This is a genomic window from Methylophaga sp. (assembly GCF_030651745.1).
On sequence record NZ_JAUSCC010000031.1, the window covers coordinates 17,746 to 30,812 of the forward strand.

Sequence of the window (13,067 nt, forward strand, 5' to 3'; positions counted from 1 at the left end):
TCAACAGGAGATTTCAGTATGGAATCGTTGATGGCATATGTGATCGGCATTCTGTTTGCCGCGGCGATTTATATGATGTTACGTCGCTCAATCGTGAAGTTGGTGATCGGCTTAATCATTCTCAGCAATGCAGCCAATTTATTGATTTTTGCAGTCTCCGGTATGACCCGAGGTGCACCGCCATTAATTCCCGAAGGTGCGACGGCACCCTTAGGGGTGATTGCAGATCCGTTGCCACAGGCTCTGATATTAACCGCGATTGTCATTGCCTTTGGGGTGTTGGCATTTGCCGTTGTGCTGATTCACCGTGCCTATGAAGTGGTAGGTAATGATGATCTGGACCAAATGAAGGATACGGACACTTGAGCCCGGAAGTTGTATTACCCATTATCATCCCGTTATTCGCTGGTGCACTGACGCTAGCCTTCTGGCGGTCTACGTTTTATCAACGCTGGATAAGTTTATTGGCAACTTTTGCTTTACTGGGTGCAGGGATCTGGCTGTTAGAAAGTACCCGTGAAGCTGGTTTTGTGGTGATGCAAATGGGCGGCTGGGCAGCACCGTTTGGTATCACCATCGTGGCTGATTTACTTAGCGCGATTATGATCGTGTTAACCGGCATTATCTGCGTGGCGATCGCTATCTATTCGATGGTCGCCACACCGGACAAACATCAAAAATTCGGCTATTTCCCGTTAATGCACCTGCTGCTGGCAGGTGTTGCTGGTTCATTTCTGGCCGGTGATATTTTCAATCTGTTTGTCTGGTTTGAGGTGATGTTACTAGCCTCCTTCGCGCTGTTGACCTTGGGCGGCGAACGCGCCCAGATGGAAGGGGCAATAAAATACGTCACTTTGAATCTGTTTTCATCTGCGATATTCCTCTCTGCCATCGGCTTGTTATACGGCATGGTCGGCACGCTCAATATGGCCGATATTGGCGACAAACTGAGTCAGGTTGAACATACCGGCATGGTCAATGTACTGGCGATGATGTTTTTGATTTCGTTTGGTATTAAAGCGGCTGCTTTTCCGTTGTTTTTCTGGTTGCCCGCTTCATATCACACGCCATTGGTCGGTGTATCAGCCTTATTCGCCGGTTTGCTGACCAAGGTCGGTGTCTATGCTTTGTACCGAATCTTTACCCTGATCTTTATTGGCGATACTGAATTTACCCATACCATTTTGTTATGGATTGCGGTGCTCACCATGTTGACCGGGGTGTTAGGCGCAGCTGCCCAATTCGAATTCCGTCGTATTCTGTCATTTCATATTGTCAGCCAGATTGGTTATATGTTGCTGGGACTGGCGTTATTCACTCCGTTAGCCATTATCGGCGGGGTGTTTTACATCATGCATCACATTATTGTGAAGACTAATCTGTTTTTGATCAGTGGTGTGGTGTATCGACTGCTGGGCAGCTATGACTTAAAAAAGCTGGGCGGGGTGTATAAACATCGTCCGGGACTGGCGATTTTATTTCTGGTCCCTGCCCTGTCACTTGCCGGTTTACCGCCATTATCGGGATTCTTCGCCAAGTTTCTGGTGATCCGTGCCGGTCTTGAAGTGGAAGCCTGGGTGGCGACCGGTATTGCCTTGCTGGTCGGTCTGCTGACTTTATATTCCATGATCAAAATCTGGGCCGAGGTGTTCTGGAAAAAATTACCGGAAGGGATTGATGACTCACGTTTAACCGGTAAAAAAACCGATAAACAGCTTTGGGTAATGTTAATACCGGTTGTCGGCTTAACTGTCTGCACTTTATACATTGGCCTTAATGGCGAGCCTATTTACCAATTAGCCAGTGAGGCTGCCGATCAATTACTGAATCCTGCCGGTTACATTGAAGCAGTGTTGGGAGAGAGACCATGATTGGGTTTTTCTTAAATATTGTATTAGCCCTCTGCTGGGTAGCTTTGACAGGCAATTTTGGCGGACTGAATTTTATCTTCGGCTTTGCATTGGGTTATACCGCCCTGGCGATATTACAAAATCAGTTACCCCAGATGAGTGGTTATGCTCAACGGCTGCCATTGCTGCTGCGTTTTTCCGGCTTCTTTATTAAGGAACTGGTGAAGGCCAACTACAAGGTTGGCTTTGATATTCTGACTCCGCCCTGGCATATGCAGCCCGGTGTGATTGCCTTTCCATTGGAGGCCAAATCAGATTTTGAAATCACTATGGTGGCGAATTTTATTTCATTAACTCCGGGGACATTAACGCTGGATATTTCAGACGATCGTCGTGTGCTGTTTATTCATGCGATGTTTTTGCAAGATGAAAAAGCGTTGTTAACAGAGCTTCATGAAGTCGAACGGCGTTTGCTGGAAATACTGCGCTGAGGAGCCTTATGTGAATACGTTTGTTATTAATCTGGTTTATCTGATGCTGTCTGTCGCGCTATTACTGTCTTTTGTCAGAATGGCCAAAGGCCCGTCTTTACCGGATCGGGTTGTCGCACTGGAGCTTATTGCTTCGATCGTTGCGGGTATTGTCGGTGTTCATGCTATTGATACTGGTGTCAGCAGTTTTCTGGATGTGGCTATTGTGTTGGCACTAACCGCATTTTTGGCAGCCATCGGCTTTGCCCGCTTTCTGGAACGTGGAGGTCCGCGTGATGACTGAATTATTGGTCGGATTTTTTCTGATATTTGGAGCGGCCTTAATGCTGCTGGCAGCTATCGGCATTATTCGTTTGCCGGACTTACCAACACGAATGCACGCCACCACAAAATCAGGCGCTTTAGGCACAAGCCTGATCATGATTGGGGTGGCTGTCTATTTTGCTGATGTCACCGTGGTAACCCGGGTGATTGCCATTATCGCGTTTATTATTCTCACCGCACCGGTAGCGGCACATGTAATTGGACGAGCGGGATATTTTGTCGGTGTGCCATTGTGGGAAGGCACAGTAAAAGATGATCTGCGGAAAAACTATGATCCGGAAACCCATTCATTGAGCAGTGGTTTGGACAAGCCAATATCCACCAAAAAAACGAACAAACCTATCAAGCCAAATAAACGTCAAAAATAATGGTGATTTCAGGGATATAACTGCATAGCGCCATTGCGACCTTTGGCATCGCCAATTAACCAGATCTGTTCAAAAGGATGGGTCTCAGGAAGCTTTATCTGCTGACGATATTTTTCAAAGTCCGTCTGCTGCCACAAGGTGTTCATATTACGTAATACCAGCCAAACCTGGTGACTGTGATAGTTTTTCTGGGCCTTGCTGGCAAGTATCGCATTCAGTGCAGCCAGCAACCGTTCCGTCACTGGTAATAAGGTGAGTTGATGCAAGGCGGCCAGCATTTTTTCATCGGCTCCTCGCCCCAAAATAAGCTTGGCCTCAGCTTCACTGCCGTATATATGGGCGATTTCCAAATCCAGTTTTTTGCCATTCAGATAACAGGAAACATCTGGTTTGCGTGGCAGGTTATGCCATATATGTCGCATCGGCGTGCCAAATTGTTTTTCATAAAGCCGCATAAACAGTTTTGCTGCTTCGTGTTCTAAATGAATTTTTTCCTGGATGCTGTTAGGCATCAGGCTAGCGTCAGAATTGTTCACTCAGCCATCAATTTGTGGCTCAGGTAACAGTGGCGGCGAGTTATCCATATAGGTCAGATAACTGTGCCATATCTGGTGGGTGCGTAATTGTGTCATGCGAATAGAACAATTCAGACCCATGATGCTGCGTATGGTGCCATCACTCCAGATATCGTAAATTGAGCTACATTGGTCCAACCGATAGACCAGCCAGCTTTGCTGAGCTTTTTCAATTGATTCAACAATCTGCTCATTAGCTTTGTAACGCGCTCTGGCTTCTGCTAGATAATGCTGTAATTCCACCTCTCGCTGCTCAAGTTGCTCTGCCAGGCACACCCCTAATTCATAGGTATTATTTGCCTCAGGACAATTATCAGCAGCCAGCACTGGGGTTGAAACGAATAACAGAAAAAAAACCAATTTTCTCATAACCACTCCGGATAACCTCGTATGTGTGGGGCCGTGTCAAAGCCATGACCCCATCGAATCATCGGTATCGAGGTTAAAAGTCTATTTATTGATCATCTGCCACACAAAGGTTTCGGCCTTGTTGTTTGGCTTTAAGCAACGCCTGATCTGCTCGATTAAATACCATTTCGGTATTATCGCCGGCATGAAAAGTGGCGATTCCTGCTGACACTGTAATCGGCACCGGATTACCGTCATATACAAAACGCGCATTGCTGATTTCTTCGCGTATCTTATTTGCCAGAATCATCGTTTCTGGCACTGCCGTAGCCGGGAAAATACCGACAAATTCCTCACCACCATAACGGGCAACAAAATCAATTCCACGAGTAGAATTCACCAGGATTTCAGCAATTTTGGTAAGAATTTTATCCCCGGCCAGATGCCCTAAACTGTCATTGATTTGTTTGAAATTATCGATATCCCAAACCACGATACTGAGTGGATGTTTATAACGCTGCCAGCGAATATATTCCGTTTCCAAAGTATCCATCAACGCCTGACGATTATTGATACCGGTTAACGGATCCTTACGCACCATTTCATGTGCTTTGCGAATACCATCCTGCAAAGATTTGGTTTCACTTTCCAGTTCCTGCAGTCGATCAGTCAGCTTTTTGATCTCTAACTGCGATTGCAGATAGCGATTCTGATCGACATTTCGATATTCATCTACAGCACCCGACAAAGCAGACAATCTTTCACGAATAATGGATTTAAGTTCTCTAGGCTCGCTGGTGACATCAATCTGCTTGCGGATATCGTCCAGGCCAGCATCAACCCGTTCGCCAATCAGCTGACGCTGGTTAAAAGCTTCCTCATCGTCTTTTACCGTAATACGCAACAGATCATCCAGCTCGTTAATGCGCTCACTTAAGGTAGAGAGAAAAGCTCGATATTCCAGTTGTTGCAGCTGTGCCTGAGCACCCAGCGAGTTAATCAAATTGGCCAGTGCATCAACGATTTGAGGTAAGTTTTTTTTATTTGGAGACTGTAGTTGCTCTCTTATCGCCCGAAGCTGCTCATTGAATAGCTCTGGTAGTTGCAGATTATCGATCAGACCACATAACAACTGTGCTATTTCAGTATTTAGCTTACTTAGCCCCAGTTTCTGCAAAATACCTGAACGAGGTTTATCAGTAGTCACCAGAGGCACAAATTTATTGGAAAACATCTTTTCCAGTAAATTTACCAAATCAGGCAATAACTCACGGGCTTGTTGATTGGAAGCATCTTTAAGCTGAATTAACAGGTTGTCTACACTAGATTGTGAATCAGTCGGGATACTGAGTGATAACAGAAGATGGCGAAGTAGCTCTGAGCCGTCTGAAGCGTGGGGTCTTTCATCTATTTTGCTAATGCACTGCTGGATTTTCCCCAGAATTTCGCTGATCTGCTCAGCATCTTTTCTACTGCGTAGCTCCTGCCTGAGCAATTGTAATTGTTTGTCTAAAGCTGTATCAATGCCTTCCGAAACCAGGGCAAGCCGTCCAAGACTACGCTCAAGAAGTTGAGTGTAAACAGTTTGTTTCTCGTCACGTGCAAGCAGCTCAAGGTATTTTTGCTTCCATTGCTCGAGTTTGTTTTCCAATTCATCTGCCGCCATTATGGTTCAACCTTCTTTTGAGGCAAAGTAGACTCATTCCTGTTATGGATACTACAACAGCTATGAAGGCATCTGCACTGAAAATTTACTGATATACGATTCAAATTCTATCGTTAGATTAAAATTTAAACGTTTTACTTAAAGATGCCTTCACTGAAAAAACTAAAAGTATTTTTAAAAACAATATCTTTTAAATCTTCAGCGAGTACTTAAAGAATATGCTTAATACGCTGCAATCTTAGGGAATTTAACACAACCGAAATAGAGCTAAATGCCATGGCTGCGCCAGCAACCCAAGGAGCCAACAAGCCTGCAGCCGCAATTGGAATGCCCAGAGAATTGTAAGCAAAAGCCCAAAACAGATTCTGTCGAATATTCCTGACCGTTAAATAACTTAACTGGATAGCATTATCTACAGCATTTAGGTCAGCTCTCATCAACGCAATATCAGCTGTTTCTATGGCTACATCGGTGCCACTGCCCATGGCAATACCGATATCGGCTTCCGCTAAAGCCGGGGCATCATTAATACCGTCGCCTACCATAGCCACCACCTGGCCTTGCTGGCGTAATTCACGAATCTTATCGGCTTTATGTTCGGGCAAGACTTCGGCAATGACTTTATCAATTCCAAGCTCATCGGCAATAGCCTGAGCCGTGATCTGGTTATCTCCGGTCAACATAATGACTTGCAGACCACGATTTTTTAATGCGCTAATCGCCGATTTTGCCGACTCTCGGATGGTATCTGCCACCGCCAGTAATCCAATAACCTGCTGATCCACCGCAATTAACATGGCCGTTTTTCCCTGCTGCTCCAAGCTTTGTTGCTGCTGTAGCCAATGGCCCGTTTCAATCTGATAATCCTGCATCAGCTTTTTGGTGCCAATGAGGATCTGTGAATTTTTACCAGCTAATACCGTATTCGCCGCCACGCCATGACCACTCAGAGACTGAAAATTCTGAATTTCGGTTGTTTGGCTGTCGGATTTCTGCAATCCAGTGACAATGGCTTGTGCCAGAGGATGTTCTGATTTGGCCTCAATAGCACTGACCACGCTGGCAATAACAGATTGATCAAAATTATCTGCCACCACAAAATCGGTTAAGGCTGGTTTTCCCTGGGTCAACGTACCGGTTTTATCAAACACCACCGTGGTCAGTGACTGAGTCAGTTCAAGCGTATCCGCCTGTTTAAATAATATGCCCGCCTCTGCCGCCCGACCGGAGCCGGCCATGATAGAGGTAGGTGTCGCGAGTCCAAGCGCACAGGGACAGGCGATGACCAGAACAGCAACCATGGTTTGCAAAGCTTTTCCTGTATCACCGGGACTAAACCAGAACCACCATAATAAAAAGGTTATTAATGCAATCACCACCACAACGGGCACAAAAATCCCCGAGACTTTATCTGCCAGACGTTGAATAGGTGCTTTAGATCCCTGGGCCTGCTCAACTACCCGGACAATACGAGCCAAAGCAGCCTCTTCACCCAAATGAGTGGCGCGAACCCGCAAAAATCCATTCTGGTTAAACGTGGCACCCACCACTTTGTCGTTGACAGTTTTTTCCACAGGCATGCTTTCACCAGTCAGCATCGATTCATCCACCGCCGATTGACCTTCAACGATTACGCCGTCCACCGGAATTTGCTGACCAGGTTTAATCTGCACAACATCACCCTGCTGCAAATCTTTAACCGAAACCAATTCAGTATGACCGTCAGCAGATTCACGTAATGCCTGCTGCGGCTGGAGTTTTAACAGTTTGCGTATGGCTTCGGAAGTATGACCTTTAGCACGGGCTTCAAACCACTTGCCCAGCAGAATTAAAGTAATCAACACCGCGCTGGTTTCAAAATACAAGCCATCATGGGCCGCCATCGCACCATAGCTAAAGGTCAGCCACACACTATAAAAATAGGCTGCTGACGTGCCTAATGCCACCAGCACATCCATATTGGCACTACGATTTTTTAAGGCGAAATAACTGCCTCGATAAAACTGCCAGCCAATAATAAACTGCACCGGCGTGGCTAAAGCCATCTGAAACCAGGCATTCATTAACAACGATGGAACAGGGATACCGCTGGTCCAGCTGAAATGGCCGACCATGCTGTACAGCAAAGGGAACGACAAGATGGCCGCAGCAACAAATTTATAAAACTGCCGTTGTTGCAGTTGCTGGTTTGAATCTGTCTGCGGGTGTTCAATATCAATCAACTGAGCTGCATAGCCAGCCTGTTCGACAACATTTATCAGACTGTCTGCATTGAGGTTTTCACCGCGAATAGTCGCTTTTTCATTCGCGTAATTAACCTGAACCGACTTAACCGCAGAGTTTTTTTTCAAGGCCTTTTCAATACTATTGGCACAGGCTGCACAGCGCATACCGCTGAGTTGCAATTGAACAATTTGCTGAGCCATTTTATGTCCTGTTGGCAGATAAATCGTGAAGCAATACTTTTTAAGGTTGGGTCATAAAGCCTGAATACAAGTTTACAACGGCCATACCCACAATATGACGGGTAAAGCGGTCAGGATAACTAAAATCGATAATGGCAAACCCAGTTTCCAGTAATCGGTAAAACTATAACCACCCGGCTCCATCACCAAGGTATTGGATTGGTGAGCAATCGGCGTCAAAAAGGCACAGGAAGCGCCAATAGCCACAGCCATCAGTAATGGATCAGCAGAAACATTCATGCCGCTGGCAACACTAATCGCAATCGGTGCCGCCAATATGGCAGCAGCGGCATTGTTAATGATGTTGGACAGTAACATTGTCGCCACCATCAAAATCACCACTGTCATCGCAGGAGGCGCAGACTCCGCCATATTGAGCAGTAAATTAGCGATTAATTCTGAACCGCCTGTCGCCTCCAATGCCTGGCCGACTGGCAGCATCGCGGCCAGTAACACAACCACCGGCAAGTCGAGACTTTTATACAGTTTCGCCACGGGTAACAAACCTGCAAAAAACATCGCCACCACACCGGTAACCATTGCAGTTGCCGTGGAAACCACATCAAACATGATGAGGGCTATCACGCCGATAAAGATCACTGAAGCGATAGCAACCTTACGCGGTTGCCCCAACTGTAAACCTCTAGAAGCCAGTGGCAGGCAGCCCAACTCTCCCATCACTGATTTGAGCACATCGTCGCTGCCTTGCATCAACAAGATATCACCCGCCACAAAACGGATTTTATGCAAACGTTGTTTAAGCTGATGGCCGCGGCGCGCCACTGCAAGAATGTTGATGCCATAACGCTGACGAATCGACAGACTACTTAGCGTGTTGCCAACCAAAATCGAGTCATGAGCCAGAATGGCTTCAACAACATCCAAATCCTGAGGTTTTTTCGATTCAGATGCGGCTTCATCCTGTTCGGTTTGTTGATCGGTTTTATCTCCAGCCAGCTTTAACTTTGTTACATCGGTCAGCGCTTTCAAACTATCAGAATCCGCTTCAATCAACAGCACATCATCTTGCTGTAACACCCTATACATCGAAGGCGTGTTGAAGCGTTCTTCTCCACGCACCAATGCCACCACTGATATATCCGCTTCGTCTTCAACCGCAGCCACCAGATCCATCAGGCTTCGACCCTTATATTCAGATTCTTCCGGCACACTTAATTCGGTGAGATAGCTGCTGATTTCGAATAATTCGTCGTCACTGTTACTGGCTTCACGCTGCGGCGTGAGAAAGCGTCCCAGAAATACCAGAAAAAGCACACCTACCACGGTAATTGCGATACCCACCGGTAAAAAATCAAACATGCCAAACGCTGGCGAATCCGTTTGAGTGCGATAGCTGGCAATAATGATATTAGGTGGGGTGCCGATTAGCGTCAGACAACCGCCAAGTAACGAACCGAAGGCTAAAGGCATCAAAAACATCGAGGGTGAATGACCGCTTTGCCGAGACATCCAAATCGCCACTGGCATTAATAAAGCTAACGCGCCGACGTTATTCATAAAGCCTGAACAAATTGCCACGGTCACCGTCAGTGCAGCCATTTGCAAAGTAGGACTATCTCCGGCTTTGGTCAGTTGTCGCGCGATAGCATCTACCACCCCGGCATTGACCAGTGCTTGCCCAATAATCAACACTGCCGCCACCGTTATCACTGCTGGATGACCAAGTCCCGAAAACACGTCATCAGCGGGAATTAAACCGGTTAAAGCAACGGTCAATAAAGCCAGGACAGCAACAATGTCATAGCGCAATTTATCCCAGATAAACAAACCCAGTGTTGCTGCCAGCACAGCAAAAATAATCATTTGATCAGTGGTCATAACATCCCTTTTTTGGCTGGCAATATAGCAGTTTGTCCGTGGTGAAGCTTTAGTCAGGGTTAATCTGCAAAATTAACGTCTTATGCGCAGATCATGCCGGCCGGCTTCTGCTAGACTCAACGGGATATTCACTGATTAAACAACGGAGCAAGTATGGCCCACGAAGAGCTGCATCTGAATTTACGTAATCTCACTATGGAGGATTACGACCAGCTCAAAACTCTGATGGATACAGTCTATGAGGATATTGGTGGTGCCTGGCCCAAACCGACCATTGAAGCCTTGATTAATCAGTTTCAGGATGGGCAGATCTGCATCGAGGATTCGGGAGAACTGATTGCGGTGGCATTAACGGTCATGGTCAGTTATGAACGCTTCAGCAACCCGCATACCTACGATGATTTGATTCTGAGTAACGATAAAATCTGGCACAACCCGCATGGCGACTCATTATACGGTCTGGATGTATTCATTCATCCGGAATATCGCGGTTACCGTTTAGGTCGTCGTTTGTATGAAGCCCGCAAGGAATTGTGTCGATCAATGAATCTGCGAGCCATTCTGGCCGGTGGTCGTATCCCCAACTACCATAAATACGCAGACAAGTTTTCACCAGCTGAATACATTGATCAGGTCTCACGAAAAGAGATTTATGATCCCATTCTGACCTTTCAGCTTTCCAATGATTTTCAGGTTATGCGGCTGATGCACAAGTATCTTCCCGAAGACGAGAAGTCTTTGGGACACGCCACATTGCTGGATTGGAACAATATTCTTTACACACCGCCATCATCGGTATTGAACGTTCGTAAAACCCAGGTTCGGCTTGGGGCTGTGCAATGGCAGATGCGTGAATTTGCCTCGGTTGAAGAAGTGCTTAAACAAGTCGAGTATTTTGTCGATGCCTTGTCTGATTACAAAAGTGATTTTGCGTTATTTCCGGAATTCTTTAATGCGCCGTTAATGGGATTGACCGATCAGGTCGACCAGACCCGGGCTATTCGGTTTTTAGCCAGCTATACCCAACAGTTCCGCGATGCCATGTCGGATATGGCGGTCAGTTACAACATCAATATCATCACCGGTTCTATGCCGTTATTGGAAAATGACCGGGTTTATAACGTGTCCTATCTCTGCCACCGCGATGGTCGGGTGGAAGAACAACGCAAAATCCATATTACTCCGCATGAACGACGTGACTGGGTCATTGAAGGTGGCAACAAGTTTCAGGTGTTTGAAACCGATGCCGGCCGGGTGGCTATCATGATTTGTTATGACATTGAGTTTCCTGAATTGGGACGGATTGCCGCCGATCAGGAAGTGGATATTATTTTTGTGCCCTTCTGGACTGATACCAAAAACAGTTATCTGCGAGTACGTCATTGTGCTCAGGCTCGCGCCATTGAAAATGAATGTTATGTGGCTATCACCGGCAGTGTCGGCAACCTGCCCAAAGTGGAAAACCTCGATGTGCAGTACGCACAATCTTCGGTATTCTCGCCCTCAGATTTTGCCTTCCCGCACGATGCCATCATGGCCGAAACAACACCTAACAGTGAAATGATCATGTTTTCAGATCTGGACTTAGACAAACTCAAACTGGTACGGAGTGAGGGTGCTGTGACCAATCTGAAAGATCGGCGGGCTGATCTTTATGAGCTGTTTATCAAAAATACTGACTAGGGCTTTTTCAACCCGCACCCAAGTTATTTCTTGGGTGCGATAAAGATGGTTTGATAGGTAATTTCTGACTCAGGTCCATCAATCACTTCGACATTGAAAATAAGTGGGCTGATGCCTGGTTGCAGCTTATCCTCTGGCACTTTAACCAATGCAGTAATGGTTAAAACCTTGGCGGGTTCAATCACATACGATTCATGAATGCCATGCAGGTTAGCCCCATCCAGTCCTGCAACCCGATATTGCACTTCAATCGGCACATTTTCTTTGTTAAGCAGCTTCAGCGTATAACGATTCTGAATCGAGCCATCACTTAAACGCACAAATAACGGCTGACGATCCGGGCTGACGCTGAAATCTGTCGATGACAACGATAAAAAGCCATACACAATACCCAACAGAGAAGCCAGCAGAATAAACGTGTAGATAATCACCCGAGGACGTTTGTACAGCGCTTGTGGTTTGCTATGCCCTTGCAATTCAGCGTATGAAGCATAACGAATCAAGCCGCGCGGCTCATTGATTTTATCCATTACCGAATCACAGGCATCAATGCACATACCACAAGTGATACAACCTTCCTGTTGACCTTTACGGATATCAATACCGGTCGGGCAGACATTGACGCAAAGTTTGCAATCAATACAGCTGCCTTTACTCGGATCGGTCTGGCCTTTTTTCAGTTTGCCGCGAGGTTCACCGCGCTCAGCATCATAAGCCGGCAAAATCGTATTCTGGTCATACATCACCCCTTGCAAACGTGCATAAGGGCATAACCAGAAACACACCTGCTCACGCATAAAGCCGGCAAACACATAGGTGAAGGTGGTGAAAATGACCATCGCTATCCACACGGCAATATGCGCCTGCAGACTGAAGACATCACCCCACAATTCAAATGCATCGGTAAACCAGGCGGAAAAGGTCAGCCCGGTCAGCAAAGCAATAGCCATCCACAGGCTGTGTTTAGTGAATTTTTTCAAAATTTTGCCAACCGACCACGGGGCTTGTTTGAAGCGTAATTGTTTTTGGGGTGTATCACCCTCAAATTTGGTTTCAATCCAGGTATAAATATCGGTCCACACGGTCTGGAAACAGAAATAACCACAAAACACCCGTCCAGCCACACTGGTCACCGCCGCCAGCAAAATGGCAAAGAACAACAATGTCAGCGACAGCATCCAGATATCCTGCGGGAAAATAGTCAGTTCAAAAAAATGAAACTGACGATTGGGGATATCCAGCAATACCGCTTGCTCACCATTCCAGCGAATGTATGGCACCAGGAAATAGATCAGCCACACTGACATGCCAAACCATTTCAGATTACGGAAGCGACCCGACATACGTTTGGCGACGATTTTCTCGCCTCCGGCATTCACATCCCAGTCGGCCATTTCTTCATAGATATCGCCATTTTTTTCCATAAAGTGAATCGGTTGTTCAATCATATTTTTGCTC

At 46.4% G+C, this 13,067-nt stretch carries 12 protein-coding genes; 6 read left to right on the forward strand and 6 right to left on the reverse strand.

What is annotated here, in order from left to right; all coding sequences use genetic code 11:
* Positions 1-18: 18 nt before the first annotated feature.
* The 5 genes from Q7V21_RS03515 to mnhG are packed head-to-tail and all read left to right on the forward strand — an operon-like array spanning position 19 to position 3,033.
* A complete protein-coding gene (locus Q7V21_RS03515; protein WP_304915948.1) occupies positions 19-366 on the forward strand; it encodes a Na+/H+ antiporter subunit C in 348 nt (115 codons plus the stop codon).
* Entirely contained in the window at positions 363-1,871 is a 1,509-nt protein-coding gene (locus Q7V21_RS03520) for a Na+/H+ antiporter subunit D (RefSeq protein ID WP_304915949.1), read from the forward strand. Before Q7V21_RS03515 ends, Q7V21_RS03520 begins: the two co-directional genes overlap by 4 nt.
* Complete coding sequence (locus Q7V21_RS03525) at positions 1,868-2,341, forward strand: Na+/H+ antiporter subunit E (RefSeq protein WP_304915950.1); 474 nt, start codon at positions 1,868-1,870, stop codon at positions 2,339-2,341. Before Q7V21_RS03520 ends, Q7V21_RS03525 begins: the two co-directional genes overlap by 4 nt.
* A gap of 10 nt (positions 2,342-2,351) precedes the next feature.
* Positions 2,352-2,624, forward strand: a complete 273-nt coding sequence (locus Q7V21_RS03530) for a monovalent cation/H+ antiporter complex subunit F (protein ID WP_304915951.1) — start codon at positions 2,352-2,354, stop codon at positions 2,622-2,624.
* Complete coding sequence (gene mnhG, locus Q7V21_RS03535; protein WP_304915952.1) at positions 2,617-3,033, forward strand: monovalent cation/H(+) antiporter subunit G; 417 nt, start codon at positions 2,617-2,619, stop codon at positions 3,031-3,033. Before Q7V21_RS03530 ends, mnhG begins: the two co-directional genes overlap by 8 nt.
* 8 nt (positions 3,034-3,041) lie before the next feature.
* On the opposite strand, the gene Q7V21_RS03540 is transcribed toward mnhG, so the two are convergent.
* The 5 genes from Q7V21_RS03540 to Q7V21_RS03560 form a co-directional block, all read right to left on the reverse strand.
* Entirely contained in the window at positions 3,042-3,545 is a 504-nt protein-coding gene (locus Q7V21_RS03540) for a hypothetical protein (RefSeq protein WP_304915953.1), read from the reverse strand.
* Positions 3,546-3,569: 24 nt separating this feature from the next.
* Positions 3,570-3,977, reverse strand: coding sequence for a lysozyme inhibitor LprI family protein (locus Q7V21_RS03545; RefSeq protein ID WP_304915954.1), 408 nt, complete (start codon positions 3,975-3,977; stop codon positions 3,570-3,572).
* 85 nt (positions 3,978-4,062) lie between these two features.
* Entirely contained in the window at positions 4,063-5,622 is a 1,560-nt protein-coding gene (locus tag Q7V21_RS03550) for a GGDEF domain-containing protein (protein ID WP_304915955.1), read from the reverse strand.
* A 209-nt stretch (positions 5,623-5,831) separates the two neighbouring features.
* Complete coding sequence (locus Q7V21_RS03555) at positions 5,832-8,048, reverse strand: cation-translocating P-type ATPase (protein ID WP_304915956.1); 2,217 nt, start codon at positions 8,046-8,048, stop codon at positions 5,832-5,834.
* A 72-nt stretch (positions 8,049-8,120) separates the two neighbouring features.
* The gene (locus tag Q7V21_RS03560) at positions 8,121-9,926 is read right to left on the reverse strand and encodes an SLC13 family permease (RefSeq protein ID WP_304915957.1); all 1,806 of its coding nucleotides are present in this window, start codon (positions 9,924-9,926) and stop codon (positions 8,121-8,123) included.
* Between the two features lie 153 nt (positions 9,927-10,079).
* Here Q7V21_RS03560 and Q7V21_RS03565 point away from each other — a divergent pair, with 153 nt between their 5' ends.
* Positions 10,080-11,609 (forward strand): bifunctional GNAT family N-acetyltransferase/carbon-nitrogen hydrolase family protein, encoded by a 1,530-nt coding sequence (locus Q7V21_RS03565; RefSeq protein ID WP_304915958.1) that lies wholly within the window; start codon positions 10,080-10,082, stop codon positions 11,607-11,609.
* Between the two features lie 23 nt (positions 11,610-11,632).
* Here Q7V21_RS03565 and ccoG read toward each other — a convergent pair whose 3' ends face one another.
* The gene (gene ccoG, locus Q7V21_RS03570; protein WP_304915959.1) at positions 11,633-13,057 is read right to left on the reverse strand and encodes a cytochrome c oxidase accessory protein CcoG; all 1,425 of its coding nucleotides are present in this window, start codon (positions 13,055-13,057) and stop codon (positions 11,633-11,635) included.
* Positions 13,058-13,067 lie beyond the last annotated feature (10 nt).

Bases quoted from the DNA above. Each gene is read 5' to 3' on its own strand.
- Q7V21_RS03540 (WP_304915953.1), bottom strand. From the start codon at position 3,545: ATGCCTAACAGCATCCAGGAAAAAATTCATTTAGAACACGAAGCAGCA.
- Q7V21_RS03515 (WP_304915948.1), top strand. From the start codon at position 19: ATGGAATCGTTGATGGCATATGTGATCGGCATTCTGTTTGCCGCGGCG.
- mnhG (WP_304915952.1), top strand. From the start codon at position 2,617: ATGACTGAATTATTGGTCGGATTTTTTCTGATATTTGGAGCGGCCTTA.
- Q7V21_RS03525 (WP_304915950.1), top strand. From the start codon at position 1,868: ATGATTGGGTTTTTCTTAAATATTGTATTAGCCCTCTGCTGGGTAGCT.
- Q7V21_RS03560 (WP_304915957.1), bottom strand. From the start codon at position 9,926: ATGACCACTGATCAAATGATTATTTTTGCTGTGCTGGCAGCAACACTG.
- Q7V21_RS03545 (WP_304915954.1), bottom strand. From the start codon at position 3,977: ATGAGAAAATTGGTTTTTTTTCTGTTATTCGTTTCAACCCCAGTGCTG.
- ccoG (WP_304915959.1), bottom strand. From the start codon at position 13,057: ATGATTGAACAACCGATTCACTTTATGGAAAAAAATGGCGATATCTAT.
- Q7V21_RS03555 (WP_304915956.1), bottom strand. From the start codon at position 8,048: ATGGCTCAGCAAATTGTTCAATTGCAACTCAGCGGTATGCGCTGTGCA.
- Q7V21_RS03550 (WP_304915955.1), bottom strand. From the start codon at position 5,622: ATGGCGGCAGATGAATTGGAAAACAAACTCGAGCAATGGAAGCAAAAA.
- Q7V21_RS03565 (WP_304915958.1), top strand. From the start codon at position 10,080: ATGGCCCACGAAGAGCTGCATCTGAATTTACGTAATCTCACTATGGAG.